Origin of the sequence: Aliivibrio sifiae, from assembly GCF_002954715.1 — a bacterium.
Taxonomy (GTDB): Bacteria; Pseudomonadota; Gammaproteobacteria; order Enterobacterales; family Vibrionaceae; genus Aliivibrio; species Aliivibrio sifiae.
Window position 1 is genome coordinate 1,757,302 of sequence record NZ_MSCP01000001.1, and the last position, 20,833, is coordinate 1,778,134.

The 20,833-nt window shown below is 39.3% G+C and carries 20 protein-coding genes; 7 read left to right on the forward strand and 13 right to left on the reverse strand.

Going from position 1 to position 20,833, the window contains the following annotated elements:
• Positions 1-13: 13 nt before the first annotated feature.
• Positions 14-784, forward strand: a complete 771-nt coding sequence (znuC, locus tag BTO23_RS07830; RefSeq protein ID WP_081091952.1) for a zinc ABC transporter ATP-binding protein ZnuC — start codon at positions 14-16, stop codon at positions 782-784.
• On the forward strand, positions 781-1,566 hold the full coding sequence (gene znuB, locus BTO23_RS07835) for a zinc ABC transporter permease subunit ZnuB (protein ID WP_060990449.1): 786 nt from the start codon (positions 781-783) through the stop codon (positions 1,564-1,566). The genes znuC and znuB overlap by 4 nt, the downstream gene beginning before the upstream one ends.
• 52 nt (positions 1,567-1,618) lie before the next feature.
• Here the strand turns inward: znuB and BTO23_RS07840 are convergent, their stop codons facing one another.
• From BTO23_RS07840 to sdhC, 9 genes are all read right to left on the reverse strand, one after another.
• A complete protein-coding gene (locus BTO23_RS07840) occupies positions 1,619-3,229 on the reverse strand; it encodes a methyl-accepting chemotaxis protein (RefSeq protein WP_060990448.1) in 1,611 nt (536 codons plus the stop codon).
• A 231-nt stretch (positions 3,230-3,460) separates the two neighbouring features.
• A complete protein-coding gene (gene sucD, locus BTO23_RS07845; RefSeq protein WP_105063315.1) occupies positions 3,461-4,333 on the reverse strand; it encodes a succinate--CoA ligase subunit alpha in 873 nt (290 codons plus the stop codon).
• Positions 4,333-5,499: an ADP-forming succinate--CoA ligase subunit beta gene (gene sucC / locus BTO23_RS07850; RefSeq protein WP_060990446.1), complete on the reverse strand. Its 1,167-nt coding sequence runs from the start codon at positions 5,497-5,499 to the stop codon at positions 4,333-4,335. The genes sucD and sucC overlap by 1 nt, the downstream gene beginning before the upstream one ends.
• A 152-nt stretch (positions 5,500-5,651) precedes the next feature.
• Positions 5,652-6,863, reverse strand: coding sequence for a 2-oxoglutarate dehydrogenase complex dihydrolipoyllysine-residue succinyltransferase (odhB, locus tag BTO23_RS07855; protein WP_061001848.1), 1,212 nt, complete (start codon positions 6,861-6,863; stop codon positions 5,652-5,654).
• A gap of 19 nt (positions 6,864-6,882) precedes the next feature.
• Positions 6,883-9,699: a 2-oxoglutarate dehydrogenase E1 component gene (gene sucA / locus BTO23_RS07860; protein ID WP_105063316.1), complete on the reverse strand. Its 2,817-nt coding sequence runs from the start codon at positions 9,697-9,699 to the stop codon at positions 6,883-6,885.
• 109 nt (positions 9,700-9,808) lie between these two features.
• Positions 9,809-10,522: a succinate dehydrogenase iron-sulfur subunit gene (locus BTO23_RS07865; RefSeq protein WP_060990443.1), complete on the reverse strand. Its 714-nt coding sequence runs from the start codon at positions 10,520-10,522 to the stop codon at positions 9,809-9,811.
• A gap of 14 nt (positions 10,523-10,536) precedes the next feature.
• A complete protein-coding gene (gene sdhA, locus BTO23_RS07870; RefSeq protein ID WP_061001846.1) occupies positions 10,537-12,303 on the reverse strand; it encodes a succinate dehydrogenase flavoprotein subunit in 1,767 nt (588 codons plus the stop codon).
• Complete coding sequence (gene sdhD, locus BTO23_RS07875; RefSeq protein ID WP_060990441.1) at positions 12,303-12,650, reverse strand: succinate dehydrogenase, hydrophobic membrane anchor protein; 348 nt, start codon at positions 12,648-12,650, stop codon at positions 12,303-12,305. The genes sdhA and sdhD overlap by 1 nt, the downstream gene beginning before the upstream one ends.
• Positions 12,644-13,039: a succinate dehydrogenase cytochrome b556 subunit gene (gene sdhC, locus BTO23_RS07880; RefSeq protein ID WP_060991801.1), complete on the reverse strand. Its 396-nt coding sequence runs from the start codon at positions 13,037-13,039 to the stop codon at positions 12,644-12,646. The genes sdhD and sdhC overlap by 7 nt, the downstream gene beginning before the upstream one ends.
• Positions 13,040-13,431: 392 nt before the next feature.
• Between sdhC and BTO23_RS07885 the strand changes: the two genes are divergently transcribed.
• The gene (locus tag BTO23_RS07885) at positions 13,432-14,721 is read left to right on the forward strand and encodes a citrate synthase (RefSeq protein WP_105063317.1); all 1,290 of its coding nucleotides are present in this window, start codon (positions 13,432-13,434) and stop codon (positions 14,719-14,721) included.
• Between the two features lie 98 nt (positions 14,722-14,819).
• Here the strand turns inward: BTO23_RS07885 and BTO23_RS07890 are convergent, their stop codons facing one another.
• The 3 genes from BTO23_RS07890 to seqA all read right to left on the reverse strand — a co-directional run bounded on the left by BTO23_RS07890 (position 14,820) and on the right by seqA (position 17,892).
• On the reverse strand, positions 14,820-15,575 hold the full coding sequence (locus BTO23_RS07890; RefSeq protein ID WP_061013482.1) for a Nif3-like dinuclear metal center hexameric protein: 756 nt from the start codon (positions 15,573-15,575) through the stop codon (positions 14,820-14,822).
• A gap of 73 nt (positions 15,576-15,648) precedes the next feature.
• Positions 15,649-17,295, reverse strand: a complete 1,647-nt coding sequence (gene pgm, locus BTO23_RS07895; protein WP_105063318.1) for a phosphoglucomutase (alpha-D-glucose-1,6-bisphosphate-dependent) — start codon at positions 17,293-17,295, stop codon at positions 15,649-15,651.
• A 48-nt stretch (positions 17,296-17,343) separates the two neighbouring features.
• Positions 17,344-17,892 carry a replication initiation negative regulator SeqA gene (seqA, locus tag BTO23_RS07900; protein ID WP_060990437.1) on the reverse strand — a complete coding sequence of 183 codons (549 nt, stop codon included), beginning with the start codon at positions 17,890-17,892 and terminating at the stop codon, positions 17,344-17,346.
• A gap of 94 nt (positions 17,893-17,986) precedes the next feature.
• Here seqA and BTO23_RS07905 point away from each other — a divergent pair, with 94 nt between their 5' ends.
• The 3 genes from BTO23_RS07905 (at position 17,987) to fldA (ending at position 19,658) form a co-directional block, all read left to right on the forward strand.
• On the forward strand, positions 17,987-18,763 hold the full coding sequence (locus tag BTO23_RS07905) for an alpha/beta fold hydrolase (protein ID WP_060990436.1): 777 nt from the start codon (positions 17,987-17,989) through the stop codon (positions 18,761-18,763).
• Positions 18,764-18,850: 87 nt separating this feature from the next.
• Complete coding sequence (locus tag BTO23_RS07910) at positions 18,851-19,072, forward strand: DUF2788 domain-containing protein (protein ID WP_060990435.1); 222 nt, start codon at positions 18,851-18,853, stop codon at positions 19,070-19,072.
• A 58-nt stretch (positions 19,073-19,130) separates the two neighbouring features.
• Positions 19,131-19,658, forward strand: a complete 528-nt coding sequence (gene fldA / locus BTO23_RS07915; RefSeq protein ID WP_061001843.1) for a flavodoxin FldA — start codon at positions 19,131-19,133, stop codon at positions 19,656-19,658.
• A 53-nt stretch (positions 19,659-19,711) separates the two neighbouring features.
• Here the strand turns inward: fldA and BTO23_RS07920 are convergent, their stop codons facing one another.
• Positions 19,712-20,176 (reverse strand): hotdog fold domain-containing protein, encoded by a 465-nt coding sequence (locus BTO23_RS07920; protein WP_060990433.1) that lies wholly within the window; start codon positions 20,174-20,176, stop codon positions 19,712-19,714.
• A 180-nt stretch (positions 20,177-20,356) separates the two neighbouring features.
• On the opposite strand from BTO23_RS07920, the gene fcrX reads away from it, so the two are divergent.
• A complete protein-coding gene (gene fcrX, locus BTO23_RS07925) occupies positions 20,357-20,800 on the forward strand; it encodes a ferric iron uptake transcriptional regulator FcrX (RefSeq protein ID WP_060990432.1) in 444 nt (147 codons plus the stop codon).
• The last annotated feature ends 33 nt before the right edge of the window (positions 20,801-20,833 follow it).

Consider the following 20,833-nt stretch of genomic DNA (forward strand, 5'->3'; position numbering starts at 1 on the left):
CTCTTATTTAAAAATGACTGCTTTACTCACTTTACAAGATGTCTGCGTTGTCTTTGATGACCGCCATGTTCTCGATAATATTTCTTTATCGATTGAACCAAATAAGATCATTACTCTGATTGGCCCTAACGGTGCTGGTAAATCAACATTAGTGAAAGCGATTCTCGGATTACAAAAACCAACCAGTGGTAAAATAACAAGAGAGAAAAAATTACGCATCGGTTATGTGCCTCAGAAACTGCACTTAAATGATTCTCTTCCTCTTACTGTGCAAGGTTTTCTAAAATTAGCAGGTAAATACAGCCAACAAGAACATCTTAATGCATTAAAACTAGTTGAGGCTGAGCACTTACTTCACTCAAATATGCATAAATTGTCTGGTGGTGAATCACAACGCGTACTGCTTGCCAGAGCTTTGTTACAACGCCCAGATCTACTTGTTCTTGATGAGCCAGCTCAAGGTGTCGATATTCAAGGTCAAATCAGCTTGTATGCGTTAATTGAATCTATTCGTCATCGTTTCAACTGTGCCGTATTTATGGTTTCACATGACCTACACCTTGTAATGGCAAAAACAGATGAAGTTATTTGTCTTCAGCATCATATTTGTTGTTCTGGTGCTCCTGCTTCTATCTCTAAACACCCTAAATATATTGCATTATTTGGTCAGCAACGAGATCAACAATTAGCTTTCTATCATCATGACCACCGCCACGACCATGATTTATCTGGTGAACCGAGTGACGGATCATGCTGTAGTAAAAATAAAAAGGCGTCATCATGATTGAGTTTTTGCTTCCCGCTCTTTTGGCCGGATTAGGTATTGCATTACTTGCTGGGCCACTAGGCTCTTTCGTTGTATGGCGAAAAATGGCGTATTTTGGTGATACTCTTGCTCACGCTTCTCTGCTTGGGTTATCACTTGGTTTTTTATTCGATATTAATTTAAATTTAGCTCTGATCGTCTGCTGTATTGCCATTGCATTATTATTAGTTACGCTACAAAAACAACGTTTAGTAGCAACAGATACCTTACTCGGAATTTTAGCTCATAGCTCATTATCGTTAGGTTTAGTTGCTGTTAGCTTTTTAGATAATGTGCGAGTGGATTTAATGTCTTATTTGTTTGGTGACTTACTTGCCGTTACTTATGATGACTTAATTTATATCTACAGTGGTGTCTTTATTGTTTTAGGTTTGATATATATTGTATGGAGGCCACTGCTTTCATCAACGATTAGTGAAGAACTTGCTCAAGTTGAGGGAGTAAATGTAGATTTAATGCGTTTAGTCTTAATGCTAATGGTTGGCTTAGTGATTGCCATTTCAATGAAATTTGTTGGGGCATTGATCATTACTTCATTACTGATCATTCCTGCGGCAACCGCCAGACGTTTTTCTCGGTCACCAGAACAAATGGTATTGCTAGCTTCAATTTTTGGTTGTATTGCGGTTATTTCAGGCCTAGCCCTATCATGGCACTACGATACTCCAGCTGGTCCTTCTGTCGTTGTTTCTGGTGCAGCTGTCTTTATGCTAACTCAACTAAAAAAAGCACACAGTTAATTCTATAAAGTAAAGCAATACTACGCTAGGTAGTATTGCTTTATATGCTTATTTAAAGCTTAAATCGACTGACTATCGCTGTTAAGTTATCTGCCATCAAACCTAATCTTTCCGATTGCCTTTCCGTTGCATCAACATCCGATGCATTCTCTTTAGCAAAAGCATTAATCTCTGTGATGAGCTGATTCACACTAGATGTAGCAACTAACTGTTCTTCTGTTGATGCCGAAATTTGACTATTCATTGTTTGTATAATGGCAACAGATTCAAAAATAGAACTGACTGTATTTTGAGTATTCACTGTTTTCTCTGCAATTTGGTGAGCATCATCTGAATTACTTTGCATCAAAGTAACTGACTTTATCGCTTCATCTTGCAACTCTATAATCATATTAGATATTTGAGCTGTACTGTCTTGAGTTCTACTAGCTAGTAATCTAACTTCATCCGCAACAACTGCAAAACCTCTGCCACTTTCACCAGCTCTTGCTGCTTCAATCGCTGCATTTAAGGCTAATAGATTGGTTTGATCAGCAATGCTACGGATCACATCTAAAATACTGCCTATATTTTCTGTTTTAATTTGTAAGTTTCCAATAACCTTTGCAACGTCTTTAATATTAAACGCTAAGGTCTGCATATCACGATTCATGTGGCCAATTGTGTCAATACAATGAGTAGAAGTGCTGTTTACTTCCAAGGCTGAATTCGTTGCTTGAATCGCGCTTTTTGTTACGTCATCAATACTAACAACGACTTGATCTGTTGCAACTGCTGCTTGTCCAAGTTGATCGGTTTGAGCTTTCATACTTATATTCATGGTATGAGCAGAAGAAGATAAGTTATGTGATGACTCATTTAACTCAAGCGTTAAAGAATTAATGTCTGCCACTAATTCTTTAATATTTCTTGCCATATCAAGAATTCGACCATAGATCCCTACATGATTAGAGCTTGTGTTATTAATATGAGTTAAATCTCCACGAGAAATGCGATCAATAACATTTAAAATAATATCGGGTTCATTGCCTAGCGTTTTATTATATTTTCGCACAGCAAAAAACATAACAAGACCAATAAATAGATTAACAATAAATCCTATAGTCAAACCTTCAATAAGAAATGAACGAAAGGTATCATTTACTTTTTTCTCTTGCACGCCGCTACCTAAATACCAGTTCCAATATTTAGTTTTTACCGCAATAGATTTAACTTCTGTTGTAATATTGTCACGAGTCGTAAACCAAGAATAAGTAATGACTTGTCCAGCAACAGTAAGATTACTTAAAATATGGCTTTTTGCTTCAGCACTGACAATATTCTCAAACGATTGACCAATAATTTGAGGATCAAGAGGCGCAGCTAAGAAAACTAAATTTTCATCTGTCATCCAGATATACTCATTATCAGAATACGCATAGCTTTGCATTAATTCGCTAGCTAACCTTTTGGCTTTAATTTCATCTAACTCGCCAGAAATTACTTTTTTCTCTAAGGTTGAAATTGTATTTTTAGCATTTGTTAATAAGTTTTCTAACCTTGTTACGTTATTTGTTTCTAATGTATATCTAACATTGTATGCGCCCATAATAATAGACCCAAACATTGCAGCTGAAAAAATTAGATAAATAATGACATACTTAGATTTAGTATTAAATTGCATGTGTATTCTCAAATTAAATAACCATTAATAATAGTGCTAGTCATTCTTTGAGTTCTTTTGGATATGTCCTTAGAAAGAAAAGCGCCGAATCTTATCAAAGGATTGATTATTGTTTATACTTGTTTTTCACTGTCTATTTGTAACAAAACATTTCGAGACCTGATGAATATAAAAAAGCCATTCATATTTCTATAAATGGCTTTTGCGTTATTCATGTATTGGTTTAAATAATTACCAACCAGTCACTTCTCGTAGACCTTTACCGATGTCAGCAAGACTCTTAACTGTTTTAACACCAGCAGCTTCAAGTGCTGCAAACTTATCTTCAGCCGTACCTTTACCGCCAGAAATAATCGCACCAGCATGGCCCATACGCTTACCAGGGGGAGCAGTAACACCTGCAATGTAAGATACAACAGGTTTTGTAACATTGTGTTTAATAAACTCAGCAGCTTCTTCTTCCGCTGTTCCACCAATCTCACCAATCATTACAATTGCTTCAGTCTCTGGATCTTCTTGGAATAATTTTAAGATATCAATGAAATTTGAACCAGGAATTGGATCTCCACCAATACCAACACACGTTGATTGACCAAAACCTTCGTCTGTTGTTTGCTTAACTGCTTCATACGTTAACGTACCAGAGCGAGATACAATACCAACTTTACCTTTCTTATGAATGTGACCAGGCATGATACCAATCTTACATTCATCAGGAGTAATAACACCCGGACAGTTAGGACCGATCATCACTACACCTTCTGCATCTAGACGAACTTTAACATCTAAAAGATCAAGAGTAGGAATACCCTCTGTAATCGTTACGATGAATTTAATACCCGCATCGATTGCTTCAAGAATCGCATCTTTACAGAAAGGCGCTGGTACATAGATAACAGAAGCCGTTGCGCCAGTTGCTTGAACCGCATCACGAACGGTGTTAAACACAGGAAGGCCTAAATGTACTTGGCCACCTTTACCTGGTGATACGCCACCAACCATTTTTGTTCCATAATCAATTGCTTGCTCTGAGTGGAACGTCCCTTGACCACCAGTGAAGCCTTGGCAGATAACTTTTGTATCTTTATTAATTAGTACAGACATTATTTGCCCTCCGCAGCAGCAACAACTTTTTCAGCCGCTTCAGTTAATGAAGTAGCCGCAATGATATTTAGGCCACTTTCAGCCAGTTTTTGTGATCCTAATGGTGCATTGTTGCCTTCAAGACGAACAACAACCGGAACTTCTACACCCACCTCTTCAACAGCACCAATAATACCATCTGCAATTAGATCACAACGAACAATACCACCGAAGATATTTACTAAAACAGCTTTAACATTACTGTCTGATAAAATAATTTTAAACGCTTCTGTTACACGTTCTTTTGTTGCACCGCCGCCAACATCAAGGAAGTTAGCTGGTTGGCCACCGTGTAGGTTTACGATATCCATTGTGCCCATAGCAAGACCGGCACCGTTAACCATACAGCCAATGCTGCCATCAAGAGCAACGTAATTTAATTCCCATTGTGCGGCATGCGCTTCACGCTCATCTTCTTGAGATGGATCATGCATCTCACGTAGTTTTGGCTGACGGTACATGGCATTAGAATCAATATTGATCTTGCCATCTAAACAAAGAAGGCTACCTTCAGCAGTAATTACAAGTGGGTTGATTTCTAGAAGAGCGAGATCGTATTGAGCAAACATATCGCCTAGACCCATAAAGATCTTAACGAATTGTTTAATTTGATCACCTTCTAAACCAAGTTTAAATGCTAATTCACGACCTTGGTAAGCTTGTGGGCCTACAAGTGGGTCAATAGCAGCTTGATGAATAAGCTCTGGTGTTTCTTCTGCGATTTTTTCAATATCCACACCACCTTCTGTTGATGCCATGAACACGATACGTTGAGTTGCACGATCAACAACCGCACCAAGATATAACTCATTGGCAATGTTTGATGCTTCTTCAACTAAAATTTTAGATACTGGCTGACCATTAGCATCTGTTTGATAAGTCACTAAGTTTTTACCTAGCCACTTTTGAGCGAACTCTTTAACGCCCTCTTTTGTATCATGCAGTTCAACACCACCCGCTTTACCACGGCCACCAGCGTGAACTTGGCACTTAACTACTTTTTTAGCAGTACTGATTCGTCCAGCTGCTTCAAATGCTTCTTGAGGGGTATCGCAAGCATAACCTTCAGGTACAGGAAGGCCGTATTCTGCAAAGAGTTGCTTTGCTTGATATTCATGTAGGTTCATTATGTTCTATCCATTTTATGTTATTCCCTTTAATGGGAATTTTTAATGTCCTAAGACGCTCTAAGGCATCTTTCTATTTTTATCCAATAATGAAGTTGAATAATAGGCTGCCGTGAGCATGGCAGCCTTTGTCTGTTAAAAGGCGTTTATTATTAAACGTCAAGTAATAGACGAGCAGGATCTTCCAGTAATTCTTTAATTGTTACTAGGAAGCCTACAGATTCACGACCATCAATTAAACGGTGATCATAAGACAGTGCTAAGTACATCATCGGTAAGATTTCTACCTTTCCATTAACGGCCATCGGACGATCTTGGATTTTATGCATACCTAGAATTGCAGCTTGAGGTGGATTAATAATCGGTGTTGACATTAATGAGCCAAACACACCACCATTAGTAATGGTAAAATTACCACCCATTAAATCTTCAACCGCTAATTTTCCATCACGGCCTTTAATCGCTAATTCTTTAATGCCTTTTTCAATATCAGCAAAACCAAGTGCATCACAGTCTTTTAGTACTGGAGTCACTAAGCCACGCGGTGTAGATACCGCCATACTGATATCAAAATAGTTGTGATAAACAATATCGTCACCATCAATTGACGCATTGACTTCAGGGTAACGTTTAAGTGCTTCAGTTACTGCTTTCACATAGAAAGACATGAAACCTAAACGTGTGCCATGGCGTTTTTCAAATTGCTCTTGATATTGCTTACGAAGCTCCATGATTGGTTTCATGTTTACTTCATTAAATGTCGTTAACATCGCTGTGTTATTTTTCGCTTCTAACAGACGTCTTGCGACTGTTTTACGAAGACGCGTCATTGGCACGCGTTTTTCACTACGATGTGCAAGCGCTTCTGCTGGTTTATCCGCTGCTTTTTCAACTTGTGATGCTGCTTTTAACGCGGCAACATGAGCATCAACGTCTTCACGAGTAATTCGACCACCAACACCGGTGCCTTTTACATCAGAAGGGGCAATATCATGCTCACCTAGAAGGCGACGAACCGCAGGACTCAAAGCATCGTTACTTTCTTCTGATAAAGAGGCCGTGTGACGTTTGTCTGGAGAAGATTCTGTCTCATTTGTTACATCTTTTGTCGGTTCTCCAACAACAGCACCCGGCTTAATTTTAGCAAGCAGTTGCTTAGAAAGTACGGTTGCACCTTCCTCTTCTAAAATAGCTTCTAGTACACCAGCTTCTGGAGCGGGTACTTCAAGAACTACTTTATCCGTTTCAATATCTACAAGTATTTCGTCACGCTCAACTGTATCACCAGGTTGTTTATGCCATGTTGCTACAGTAGCGTCTGCTACAGATTCAGGTAAATCTGGAACCAGAATTTCGATTGTCATATCCGTTTTCCTATACTTTCTAGTTCTTATCTAGGGTAAGAGCGTCTTCAACTAACGCTTTCTGTTGTTTCACGTGCACTGACATATAGCCAACTGCCGGAGAGGCAGACGCTGGACGTCCTGCATAATGTAAGATTGCATTCGCAGGCAATGCCGAACGGAAATTATGTTGACTAGAGTACCAAGCACCCTGGTTTTGAGGCTCTTCTTGACACCAAACATAATCCACTACATTCGTGTATTGTGCGATGGCAGCTTCTACTTCTTCTTTAGGGAATGGGTAAAGCTGTTCAATTCGAACAATCGCAACATCATTCTGTTCATTCACACGACGCTGCTCTAATAGGTCAAAGTAAACTTTACCAGAACAGAACACCACTCGCTTCACTTGCGCTGAGTCTAATGCATCAATCTCAGGAATAGCGGGTTGGAAATTACCTTCCGAAAGCTCTTCTAGTGATGATGTACATAATGGATGACGAAGCAGTGATTTTGGCGACATCACAATCAATGGACGACGCATAGGACGAACCACTTGACGGCGAAGCATGTGATAAACCTGCGCAGGTGTTGATGGAACAACAACTTGCATATTTTGCTCAGCACACATTTGTAAGAAACGCTCAAGTCGTGCAGATGAATGCTCAGGACCTTGGCCTTCATAACCGTGCGGCAATAACATAGTCAGACCACACATGCGGCCCCATTTTTGCTCACCAGACGAAATGAACTGATCGATAACAACTTGTGCACAGTTGGCAAAATCACCAAATTGCGCTTCCCAAATAGTTAAACCACCTGGTTCTGCCGTTGCATACCCATATTCAAACGCAAGCACTGCCGCTTCTGATAGTACAGAATCATGCACTTCAAATGGGCCTTGCTTATCATGGATATTCGCTAAAGGTACGTAAGTACTAGCATCTGATTGATTGTGAAGTACCGCATGACGGTGGAAGAAAGTACCACGACCAGAATCTTGGCCTGTAATACGAATTCGTTTACCTTCATCAACTAAAGTTGCATAGGCAAGTGTTTCAGCCATACCCCAATCAATTGCTTTTTCACCTGCGACCATCGAGACACGGTCATTACACATTTTATTTACACGGCTATGTAATTTGTGGCTTTCCGGATATTGACAAATGCGTTGACCAAGCTCGACTAGGCGATCTTTATCAAATTGATTTGCCCATTCCATATTCCATTCATGGCCAATAAACGGAGTCCAATCAACATTATGTAGTTGCATTGGTCGCCATTCTTTCACGACTACTTCACCATGATCTAATGCATCACGATATTCGTTAATGAGTTGTGTCGTGGTTTCTAGCTCAAGATCTTGACGTTCAATCAATGTATCTGCATAAATCTTACGAGGCGTAGGATGCTTCTTAATTTTTTGATACATCAATGGTTGCGTTGCGTTTGGTTCATCAGCTTCATTATGGCCATGACGGCGATAACAAACTAAATCAATCACAACATCACGCTTAAATTCATTACGGTAATCTAGCGCAATGCGAGTGACAAAAGCAACAGCTTCTGGGTCATCAGCATTTACGTGGAAAATAGGTGCCTGAACCATTTTTGCAATATCAGTACAATATTGAGTAGAACGAGTATCTTTAGGATTCGACGTTGTAAAACCAACTTGGTTATTAATAACAATACGAACGGTACCACCCACTTGGAATGCTCGGGCTTGAGACATATTAAATGTTTCAGCCACCACACCTTGACCTGCGATTGCGGAATCACCGTGGATAGTAATAGGAATAACCTTATCACCAGTTGTATCGTTAAGGCGATCTTGACGAGCTCGAACTGAACCAATAACTACTGGGTTTACAATCTCAAGGTGAGAGGGGTTAAACGCTAACGCTAAGTGAACATTGCCACCTGCAGTTGCAAAATCAGAAGAGAAACCTTGGTGATATTTAACATCGCCAGTTCCCCATGATTCGCCATGTTTACCAGCAAACTCATCAAATAAATCTTGCGGTTTTTTACCTAGAACATTAATAAGCATGTTCAGTCGGCCACGGTGAGCCATACCAATTACGACTTCACGACCACCATTTTCACCAGCACGACGAATAATTTCTTTTACCATTGGAACCATGGCATCGCCACCTTCCAATGAGAATCGCTTTGCCCCTGGGAATTTAGCACCTAGATATCGTTCTAGCCCTTCAGCAGCAGTTAACTCTTCAAGAAAAGTCAGTTTTTCTTGAGCTGTAAAAGTTGGCTTACCTGCAACAGATTCTAAACGCTGTTGGATCCAACGTTTCTCTTCCGTATTAGTGATATGCATGTACTCTGCACCCACAGAACCACAGTAAGTTCCACGTAATGCTTTGTACAGATCAGAAAGTTTCATTGTCTCTTGCCCTGAAGCAAAAGAACCGACATTGAATGTTTCTGAAAAATCTTCATCTGTTAAATTATGAAAAGAAGGCTCTAACTCTGCAACATATTCATGTTGCTGTAATGCTAATGGGTCTAAATTCGCATTTTGGTGACCACGGAAACGGTACGCATTAATTAACTGCAATACTCTTACTTGCTTAGCATCTACATCTGGATCATTAACTTGAGCACTAACTTGCTTTGTTTCTTTCGCAAGACGACGGAAATAATCTCGTACAGGGGAATGGGCTTGCTCTGATACACCAGTCTTATCAACTGGAAGCGAATCAAAAACGTCTCTCCATTCATCGCTAACGATTTCCGGGTCACTGAGATAGAGTTCGTAGAGGTCTTCTACGTACGTTGCATTAGCGCCAGCTAAATGTGAAGACTCAAACCATGCCTTCATCACGCTATTCTGCATTATTTTCCCTTAATCCAGTAGTTTCACGTATATCCCGGTCTTTTGTGCCGGGCTTATAAGCCTCAACTAATATATGACTAAACCAACATATTAGCTGAGGAGATATCGGTTATACCGCTTTTTTCAATAGCATTGTTTTAATATGACCAATTGCTTTTGTTGGGTTTAACCCTTTAGGACATACACTTACACAATTCATTATGCCATGGCAACGAAAAACACTGAAAGCATCATCTAAATTAGACAAACGTTCATTTGTCGCTGTATCACGGCTATCAATTAACCAACGATACGCCGCAAGCAAACCAGCTGGTCCGATGAACTTATCAGGGTTCCACCAGAATGATGGACATGATGTTGTACAACATGCACACATAATACATTCATATAACCCGTCTAAGTGTTCACGTTCTTCAGGAGACTGTAGGTTTTCTCTCGAAGGCGGTGTTGCAGCATCACTGATTAAGAAAGGTTTTACTTTCTCATAATTTTCATAGAACTGTGCCATATCGACAATCAGATCTCGAACAACAGGTAAGCCAGGTAGTGGACGAATAATAAGATCACCCTTACCTATAAGCTCAGACAATGGCGTAATACAAGCCAGTCCATTTTTACCATTCATGTTCAAACCATCTGAACCACATACACCTTCACGACATGAACGACGGAACGATAGCGTAGGATCTTGCTCTTTTAATAAGATAAGTGCATCTAGCACCATCATATCAGAACCTTCTTCTACTTCTAACGTATACGCCTTCATATGAGGAGCATTATCTACGTCTGGATTGTAACGGTAGATTGAAAAATTCAGTTTCATCTTTCTGCCCTCTCTTAGTACGTACGTGCTTTAGGTGGGAATGCTTCACGATGGATAGGTTCCATGTTTACATTACGCTTTGTCATTGATTCAGTCTCAGGGTTGTATACTGAGTGGCACAACCAATTCGCATCATCACGATCAGGGAAGTCAAAACGAGCATGTGCACCACGGCTCTCTGTACGGTAGTTTGCAGCAACCGCCGTCGCAAATGCCGTTTCCATCAAGTTTTCTAACTCTAAGCATTCAATACGTTGAGTATTAAATTCTGTTGATTTATCGGCAAGGTAAGCATTTTTAAGGCGTTCACGAATCACTTTAAGCTCTTCAAGGCCTTTTGCCATAGCATCACCTTCACGGAATACCGAGAAGTTATTTTGCATACATTGTTGTAAATCTTTACGGATTTGAACTGGATCTTCACCACCCGTACTGTTTTCCCAACGATTATAGCGCTCAAGAGAGGCTTCAATGTCTGCATCTGTTGCTGGTTTTGCTTCTGCTTGCTTTTTCAGTGTTTCACCTAAATGAAGCCCTGTTGCACGACCAAATACCACTAAATCAAGCAGAGAGTTACCACCTAAGCGGTTAGCACCATGCACTGACACTGAGGCAATCTCACCACAAGCAAATAAACCTTGGATTTCAACATCTGTACCCGCTTCATCTTGTTTAATAGCTTGACCGGAAACTTGTGTCGGTACGCCACCCATCATGTAATGACAAGTCGGGATTACTGGAATTGGTTCTTTCACAGGATCTACGTGAGCAAAAGTACGAGACAATTCACACACGCCAGGTAAACGAGATTCAAGTGTTTCTTTACCTAAGTGATCCAATTTAAGCTTAATATGAGGACCCCAAGGACCATCACAACCACGGCCTTCACGGATTTCGACCATCATTGAACGAGCAACAACGTCACGGCCCGCTAAGTCTTTCGCATTTGGAGCATAACGCTCCATGAAACGTTCACCATCTTTATTAAGAAGATACCCCCCTTCACCACGACAACCTTCAGTTACAAGAACACCAGCTCCTGCGATACCTGTTGGGTGAAACTGCCACATTTCAATGTCTTGCATTGGAACACCAGCACGAATAGCCATACCTACGCCATCACCAGTATTGATGTGTGCATTGGTTGTTGATGCATAAATACGACCAGCACCACCAGTAGCAAGAATTGTTGCTTTAGATTTAAAGTAACAAACTTCGCCTGTTTCCATACAAAGAGCGGTACAACCTAATATTGCGCCGTCTTCATTTTTAACAAGATCAAGCGCATACCACTCAGAAAAAATAGTCGTTTTATGCTTAATATTTTGTTGGTATAACGTATGAAGTAAAGCATGACCAGTACGGTCTGCAGCAGCAGCTGTTCGTGCCGCTTGTTCACCACCAAAATTCTTAGATTGACCGCCAAATGGACGTTGGTAGATAGTACCGTTGTCAAAACGAGAAAACGGTAAACCCATTTTTTCTAATTCAATAACAGACTCAGGTCCATTCTTACACATGTATTCAATCGCATCTTGGTCTCCAATATAATCAGAACCTTTTACCGTATCGTACATATGTTGTTCCCAGTGATCCTCGTGTGCATTACCAAGAGCAACGGTAATACCACCTTGAGCTGATACAGTATGAGAACGCGTTGGAAATACTTTTGATAACAAAGCACATGATAGGCCTTGCTCTGAAATTTGTAGTGCAGCTCGCATACCTGCACCACCCGCACCGATTACTACGGCGTCAAATTCTCTAACAGCAATACTCACTACACACCCCACACAATAACTAAACCAGAGAAGAAATATCCTAAAAGAACAGACACTAAGCCTAATTGAAGCAGAGCACGCAACAGCATAGGTTTAATGTAATCAGTGAGTACTTGCCATAAGCCAATCCATGCATGAATTAATATGGAAAGAAGTGCTAGCATCGTAAACACTTTTGTAAACAAACCGCCAAAGAAGCTTGTCCATGATAGGTACGTCAGTTCAGGGCCAAATGCACAGAAACCAACAATGTATAATGTGTAGAGGGTAAGAATGATCGCACTAGCACGAATTAAGATAAAATCGTGTACGCCATTACGACCAAAAGAAGATACGTTAGCTACCATACCAATACTCCTGCTAAAAGAGATAATACCGCTGTAATTGCAAACGCAACTTTAGCACTTTGAGTACCTGACTCAAGCTCCTCAAAATAGCCCATATCCATCAATAAATGACGAACACCGACGACAATATGATAAGCAAGTGCAGTCAGAATCCCCCACATAATGAATGTCACAAAAAAACCATCGATATAATCAGTAGCTTGTGCGAATCCAATAGGTGAAGAAAGCGATAGGTTAAGCAACCAAAGCAGTATTCCAACAGAAACAAAAGTAATCACACCACTTACGCGATGTAAAATTGAGGCGATAGCCGTTAAGGGAAAACGGATCGTTTGTAGATCTAGGTTGACAGGTCTTGACTTTTTAACTTTCACAAGGGGCTCACTCAGCTCCATTGAGCATTTTATTGTTATAGATACCTCTGATCTATCAAAAGCCATGCAAATTTAACATTTTCATAACTTTCATTGTGAGCAACATCTCTTTATGTGAGTCATTTAACAAATCTAACTCTATTTTTAAGTAGATGAAAATCTCGTTAACCCTATATAATATAAGGGACAGAACAGAAACTCAGCCGCAGTATACGATGTGAAACATCTGATTACAAACGGTTAAATAATACCTACATCACACCACAGAAAATTAACTTTCTTTTCATTAAAAATATAAACAAGTGCACACATAAGCGCACAAAAATTGACATTAGCCCGTGTAATGGGTACAAAGTTGTCACTCTCATATCCGGGATAATATAAAAATATAACAAAAGGAGAATGTTATGGCTGATAAAAAGGCAACCCTTCACATCGAAGGTCAAGCCCCAGTAGACATGCCGATCATGGACGGTACTATTGGTCCTGAAGTGATCGATGTGCGAAAATTAGGAACAAGTGGTTACTTCACATTTGACCCAGGTTTTCTTGCCACTGCATCTTGTGAGTCTCAAATAACTTATATCGACGGCGACAAAGGTGTTCTATTACATCGTGGCTTCCCTATTGATCAATTAGCCAATAATGCGGATTATTTAGAAGTTTGCTACATATTACTTAATGGTCAGGCACCAAGTCGTGAAGAATACGAAGCATTTAAAGATATTGTGACTCGCCATACTATGGTTCATGAGCAAATTTCAAGCTTCTTCCACGGTTTCCGCCGTGATGCTCACCCAATGGCTGTTATGTGTGGTGTTGTTGGGGCTTTGGCTGCTTTCTACCATGATTCATTAGATGTTAGTAATGATGAACACCGTGAAATCGCGGCATTCCGACTGTTATCTAAAATGCCTACTCTTTCTGCAATGTGTTACAAGTACTCAATTGGCCAACCATTCATTTACCCGCGTAACGACTTAACTTACGCAGAAAATTTCTTACACATGATGTTTGCAAATCCATGTGAAGAGTATGAAGTGAATCCAGTTGTTGCACGTGCTATGGATAAAATATTTACACTCCATGCAGATCACGAACAAAATGCATCGACATCAACCGTTCGTCTAGCTGGCTCTTCTGGCGCAAACCCATTTGCATGTATCGCAGCAGGTATTGCTTCGCTATGGGGGCCTGCTCATGGTGGTGCAAACGAAGCTTGTCTGCGTATGCTTGAAGAAATTGGCTCTCTTGACAACATTGATGAATACGTTGAAAAAGCAAAAGATAAAGATGATCCATTCCGTCTAATGGGCTTTGGTCACCGTGTTTATAAAAATTATGACCCGCGTGCAACCGTAATGCGTGAAGCGTGTCATGAAGTACTAAAAGAACTCAATATTAAAGATCCATTGTTAGATGTTGCAATGGAACTTGAACGTATTGCACTTTCTGACGAATACTTTGTCTCTAAGAAACTGTATCCAAACGTAGATTTCTACTCAGGTATTATCTTAAAAGCAATTGGGATTCCTGTGTCTATGTTTACCGTTATTTTCGCACTGTCTCGTACTGTTGGTTGGATTGCACACTGGAGCGAAATGCACAGTGATCCTAATAATCGTATCGGACGTCCGCGTCAGCTTTACACTGGTGAAGAGCTTCGTGAATTCAAACCACTTCATGAACGTGAATAATACTAATTAAAGTAATTAGACATATAAGAAAAAAAGGTTGATGCATGAGCATCAACCTTTTTTACATATAAATAACGGCAGTAACTATTTAAAATAGCTTAAACGGGATTATCAATATCGATAAATTCCACATTAAAGCCATGCTCTTTTTCTAACCACTCGCCTAAAGCTTTAACACCATAACGTTCTGTCGCATGATGACCAGCGGCAAAATAGTGAATACCTAGTTCACGCGCAATATACGTCGTTCTTTCAGATACCTCGCCAGAAATAAACGCATCAATCCCTTGTTGTGCTGCTAACTCAATGTAATCTTGTCCACCACCAGAACACCAAGCCACCGTTTTTATTTCTTTATCAACATCAGGTGTTATATGTAGAGGAGCTCTATTCAATACTTGATGAATTCGTGCGCCTAACTCTTCGCCAGATAGCGCCGCTTCAAACTCACCTTTCATCGCAATAGATTGCGGGGTCGGTTCTAGCCCTTCTACATTTACAATCGAAAATAAACGTGCTAATTCAGCATTATTACCAAGTATAGGATGAATATCTAAAGGAAGATGATAAGCGAATAGATTAATGTCATTTTTAATTAGAGAACGAATACGATTACCCTTCATTCCTTTAATTGATTCACTTTCACCCTTCCAAAAATAACCATGGTGAACTAGTAAGGCGTCTGCTTTTCTTTCAATTGCAGCATCAATAAGCGCTTGAGAAGCAGTTACACCTGTAATAATTTTTATGACTTCTTTCTTCCCTTCAACTTGAAGTCCATTAGGACAATAATCTTTAATAAGTTGAGGTTTTAATTCTTTATTTAATAGTTGCTCTAACTGAAAATTATTCATCATTACCGTCCATTTTTAATAATAAAAAAGCAGCGACATGCGCTGCTTTTTATTAATTTTTTACTGGTTTTAATTATAAGCCAGCGTCTTTAAACACGTTACTTACAATTTCTTGAGCTTCTTGTTCAATCAATGCTAAATGTTCGGCACCTTTAAAGCTTTCACAGTAAATCTTGTAGATTTCTTCTGTTCCTGATGGACGAGCAGCAAACCAACCGTTTGCAGTCGTTACTTTAAGTCCACCAATCGCTGCACCATTACCAGGAGCATGCGTTAAACGAGCCGTAATTTCATCACCAGCAAGCGTTGTAGCAGATACCATCTCTGGAGATAGCTTACTTAATACTGCTTTTTGAGCTTTATTTGCTACTGCTTGAATACGGTTATAGCTTGATTCACCATGCTGAGCAGCAAGCTTATTATAGTATTCTTGAGGATTCATACCCGTAATAGCTGTGATTTCAGCCGCTAGTAAGCATAAAAGAATACCATCTTTGTCAGTAGACCAAGGAGTGCCATCAAAGCGTAAAAAAGATGCTCCCGCACTCTCTTCACCACCAAAACCAAGAGATCCAGTATATAAGCCATCAACAAACCACTTAAATCCAACTGGAACTTCGCACAAGTCTCGGCCTAAATCAGCCACAACCTTGTCAATGATCGCCGAAGATACTAATGTCTTTCCAACGGCAACTTCTGCTTTCCACTCTGGACGATTACGATATAAATAATCAATACAAACCGCTAGGTAATGATTTGGATTCATTAAACCTGATGGAGTTACAATGCCATGACGATCGTAATCAGGATCATTACCAAACGCTAAATCATAATCGTCTTTTAATGATAATAAACCTGCCATTGCGTATGGAGAAGAACAATCCATACGCACTACACCATCTTTATCTAATGACATAAATTGGAATGAAGGATCAATAGCTTCACTCACTAGAGTTAAATCCAGCTCAAATGCTTGACCAATTTGACGCCAATACTCGATGCCAGAACCACCCAATGGGTCTACACCTAGTTTTAAATTTGCTTTTTGAATCGCTTCTATATTGATGACATTTTTCAAATCATCAATATATGGCTTCACTAAATCCACTTGTTTAACTAGATCGGATGTCATCGCTTCATTGATTGGAATGCGTTTCACACCATTCAATTCATTTGCGATAAGTAGATTTGCTTGATTTTCAATTGCCGTCGTTAACTCACCTTCAGCCGGTCCACCATGAGTCGGATTATATTTAATTCCGCCATCTTGAGGGGGGTTATGAGAAGGGGTAATAACAATACCATCAGCTTTATCATCAAATTTAACGTTATGCGTCAAGATTGCATGAGAAATGCCAGGGGTTGGTGTATAGCCATTATCTTCTTGGATAATAACTTCTACGCCATTAGCAACTAATACTTCAATAGTCGAAATGAAAGCAGGTTCGGACAAAGCGTGCGTGTCTTTACCTAAGAAAAGCGGGCCAGTTACCCCATTTTCTTTACGTACATCAGCAACTGCTTGAGCAATCGCCCAAATATGATGCTGATTAAACGTTGCTTTATCTGCTGTCCCACGATGACCCGAAGTACCAAATTGTACTTTTTGATCTGGATTTGATGCATCAGGCTCTAATAAGAAATAATTAGAGACTAATGCTGGGATATTGTGTAAATCTTCTTGCTGAGCTTTCTGCCCAGCACGAGGATGTATAGCCATTTGACGATTCCTTGTGACAAATTATGTTTTGAGCTGTAACTCAAAAAATTAAATCGCCGCGCACACTTTTTCTGTCAAATCATGATGGAAACCCATACGCTCCATCAACAACTCAACCATGTGGCGCTTGCGATTAGTATTTGTATTAGTGATAACCCAAAATGGAGTGCCGTTAATTTCACGGGGTTTGGTCGTTTTACCACTTGCAATCAATGTTTCTTGATTGTCTGCAAAATAAACTCGAGTTCTTCCTTTTACTTCCGTCGCTTCAGAGAACGCCTTTGAGTCAATTTTATATAATTCTGATAGCACAGTTAAAAAACGATCAATCGCTTTATCTAATGAGGAAAATTCATCAGAGATTAATAAGGTACGTACCGCTTTAACGCGATCTACAGATGCCTCTTTACCAGCATCCTTACTGACTACTATGCCCTTTTTCTGTACTTCAACAGGTGTTGAAACAGAAATAACAGAGTCTAAAGGTGATGACTGCATTAAGAGACGACGTAAAATATCAGAGGCACTTTCACCGATGTGTTGAGTTTGGCTCGCAATAAAGCGGTATAGTTCTTCGTCTACTTCAATTGTCTTCATTATATGGTTCGTATTCTATAATCTATTTATGAAGGCACGATTATACATTGTATAATCGTGATACTCTACGACAAACCTAACACAACGCAGAAAAATGAAGCTACTTAACTATAAAGAACAAGGAAATGGGGATCCATTGATCCTAATTCATGGCTTATTTGGGAATTTAGATAACCTAGGTCTGCTCGCGCGCCAATTAGAATCATCTTATCGAGTGATCAGTATTGATCTTCGAAACCATGGTCATTCTTTTCATTCAGAAGATCATAATTATCAAGCGCTCGCATTAGATGTAATTACTCTTCTTGAACATTTATCTATTTCATCTGCACATCTCATTGGTCACTCAATGGGAGGGAAAGTTGTTATGGCTATTGCTGGTCAAAAACCAGAAATCGTCTCCTCATTAGTTGTTTTAGACATGGCTCCTGTTGCTTACCCTGAACGTCGTCACGATGCTGTCTTTTCAGGGCTTCAACACGTTATAGATACCCCGCCAACAACTCGAAAAGAAGCAGATCAATTACTTGCAACGTCAATCGTAGACCCTGGTGTACGACAATTTCTAAGCAAGTCATTATATAAAAAAAACGAACAGTTAAGTTTACGTTTTAATGTGCCAGCATTATTAGCTAATTATCATCATATTATAGGCTGGAAAGCGATCTCTCCATTTATTGGCGATGTCCTGTTTATAAAAGGTGAAAACTCCGATTACATCCAAGCTTCACATCAAAAAGAAATTATGCTGCAATTTCCAAAAGCTAAAGCACATATTGTAAGTGGCACAGGTCATTGGCTCCATGCAGAAAAGCCTGAAGCCATTTATCGGGTCATAAATCGATTTTTAGCAAAAGTTGGTAATAGATAATCCATACCAACAATGTCAAAGCTATGATATAGTTTTGCCAAATTATTCGTTCAGATTTAGGTCACTTACCTAAGATAAGGCTGATTCATGCTATATGAACATTTTGATCTCATTGAATCTATTGGTTTAGATTTATTGTTTGCCTCGATATTCTTTTTTATCGGTATGGCTATTAAAGATGTCTTAAAGCAAGCAAACGTACCTGCTTTTGGCCGAAAAATTGTTTGGCTAGTACTCTTTTTAGGATGTACAGGTTTCATTGCTAAAGGGATTATTCAGCTAAGCTGGGAAGGTGCAGGTCTAGGCTAATCACTGATCTAATAACATCTATTTTTAATTAATACAGACAAATACAGGTATTCATCATATGGCAAGTGTAGGACTCTTCTTTGGTAGCGACACAGGTAATACTGAAGCTATTGGCAAGATGATTCAAAAACAGCTTGGTAAAAAGCTCGTTCATGTTCAAGACATTGCAAAAAGCAGCAAAGAAGATATCGATAACTTCGATCTTCTTCTTTTAGGTATCCCTACATGGTACTACGGTGAAGCTCAATGTGATTGGGATGATTTCTTCCCAGAATTAGAAGGCATTGATTTTTCAACTAAGCTTGTTGCTATCTTTGGCTGTGGTGATCAAGAAGATTACGCTGAATACTTCTGTGATGCGATGGGTAACATCCGTGATATCGTTGAAGCTAAAGGCGGCACAGTTATTGGCTACTGGCCAACTGAAGGCTATGAATTTGAAGCTTCTAAAGCACTCGTTGATGAAAATAACTTTGTAGGTCTTTGTATTGATGAAGATCGTCAACCAGAGCTTACAGAAGATCGCGTAACTGCATGGGTTAAACAAATTCATGAAGAAATGTGCCTTGCAGAATTAGAAGACTAATATCCTAGTTCCTATAATGCTCTCTACTTATCTCTTAAAATAGATAGAGAGCATTATCTAAATTCTGGTTTTTTTCTCACATATAATGTTCTGTTCACTCTTGCTACCACCTTTCCTTTTTTATCATAAATATACACTTCAAATTTCGGGAAACACTTATCCCCACTTTCAGTAAGTTGCTTGATTTCTTGAATTTTTTCGTTTGAGATAAAAAAGTGTGCATTCAAATCACTAGTTCCAGGGGAAATAAAATCTATTTCAGACTGCTTATCCCAGACGAAGTACTCTTCCCTCAAGATCCCCATGAGCATTAACGAAAATACGGGATCTGTCATAGAAAAAATACTGCCTCCATATTGGCTTCTATTTGCATTACGATTCCAAAATCGATCTTTTAATATCACCCGCACTTCTTGAAAATCTGGTGCAATATTTTGGATAGAGATCCCTGCCCCCCAAAATGGAGGCCAAATATTCAATGCCCTTCTGACAATTTTTGGGGTAAAGTATTTATACATATTTATCATCCTTGATTCTGGTCTGACCTCATAGTAATAGTTTTCTTAACAAAAGATCAACATCTATTTTTTTGTAAGAGATCGTGCAGATAAGGTATCAACTCGATTGAATGTTCCCTATAATTAACTTATTAAAACTGCACAAAAAATCGATGCAGAATGTCAATACAGGAAAAGTCGATGTCAGATAACAACCAAGCACTAAAAAAAGCCGGTTTAAAGGTTACTCTTCCACGTCTGAAAATTTTAGAGGTGTTACAACAGCCAGATTGCCAACACATCAGTGCAGAAGATTTATATAAAAAATTAATCGATATTGGTGAAGAAATTGGTCTTGCTACCGTATACCGTGTATTAAACCAATTTGATGATGCCGGCATTGTGACCCGTCACCATTTTGAAGGCGGTAAATCTGTTTTTGAACTAGCAACTCAACACCACCATGATCATCTTGTTTGTCTAGATTGCGGGAAAGTAATTGAATTCTCTGACGAAATGATTGAAGAACGTCAAAAAGAGATCGCTAAAAAATACAATGTTCGACTAACGAACCACAGTTTATATCTATACGGCCACTGCATTACTGGTGACTGCATTGATAATGATGATGCTCATAACGGTTAATCATCAATTTCACAAAATTTAGTCATAAAAAAA

Excerpts from the sequence above, each read along its gene's own strand:
- znuC (WP_081091952.1), top strand. The coding sequence starts at position 14 with ATGACTGCTTTACTCACTTTACAAGATGTCTGCGTTGTCTTTGATGAC.
- znuB (WP_060990449.1), top strand. The coding sequence starts at position 781 with ATGATTGAGTTTTTGCTTCCCGCTCTTTTGGCCGGATTAGGTATTGCA.
- BTO23_RS07840 (WP_060990448.1), bottom strand. The coding sequence starts at position 3,229 with ATGCAATTTAATACTAAATCTAAGTATGTCATTATTTATCTAATTTTT.
- sucD (WP_105063315.1), bottom strand. The coding sequence starts at position 4,333 with ATGTCTGTACTAATTAATAAAGATACAAAAGTTATCTGCCAAGGCTTC.
- sucC (WP_060990446.1), bottom strand. The coding sequence starts at position 5,499 with ATGAACCTACATGAATATCAAGCAAAGCAACTCTTTGCAGAATACGGC.
- odhB (WP_061001848.1), bottom strand. The coding sequence starts at position 6,863 with ATGACAATCGAAATTCTGGTTCCAGATTTACCTGAATCTGTAGCAGAC.
- sucA (WP_105063316.1), bottom strand. The coding sequence starts at position 9,699 with ATGCAGAATAGCGTGATGAAGGCATGGTTTGAGTCTTCACATTTAGCT.
- BTO23_RS07865 (WP_060990443.1), bottom strand. The coding sequence starts at position 10,522 with ATGAAACTGAATTTTTCAATCTACCGTTACAATCCAGACGTAGATAAT.
- sdhD (WP_060990441.1), bottom strand. The coding sequence starts at position 12,650 with ATGGTAGCTAACGTATCTTCTTTTGGTCGTAATGGCGTACACGATTTT.
- BTO23_RS07885 (WP_105063317.1), top strand. The coding sequence starts at position 13,432 with ATGGCTGATAAAAAGGCAACCCTTCACATCGAAGGTCAAGCCCCAGTA.
- BTO23_RS07890 (WP_061013482.1), bottom strand. The coding sequence starts at position 15,575 with ATGAATAATTTTCAGTTAGAGCAACTATTAAATAAAGAATTAAAACCT.
- pgm (WP_105063318.1), bottom strand. The coding sequence starts at position 17,295 with ATGGCTATACATCCTCGTGCTGGGCAGAAAGCTCAGCAAGAAGATTTA.
- seqA (WP_060990437.1), bottom strand. The coding sequence starts at position 17,892 with ATGAAGACAATTGAAGTAGACGAAGAACTATACCGCTTTATTGCGAGC.
- BTO23_RS07905 (WP_060990436.1), top strand. The coding sequence starts at position 17,987 with ATGAAGCTACTTAACTATAAAGAACAAGGAAATGGGGATCCATTGATC.
- BTO23_RS07910 (WP_060990435.1), top strand. The coding sequence starts at position 18,851 with ATGCTATATGAACATTTTGATCTCATTGAATCTATTGGTTTAGATTTA.
- fldA (WP_061001843.1), top strand. The coding sequence starts at position 19,131 with ATGGCAAGTGTAGGACTCTTCTTTGGTAGCGACACAGGTAATACTGAA.
- BTO23_RS07920 (WP_060990433.1), bottom strand. The coding sequence starts at position 20,176 with ATGTATAAATACTTTACCCCAAAAATTGTCAGAAGGGCATTGAATATT.
- fcrX (WP_060990432.1), top strand. The coding sequence starts at position 20,357 with ATGTCAGATAACAACCAAGCACTAAAAAAAGCCGGTTTAAAGGTTACT.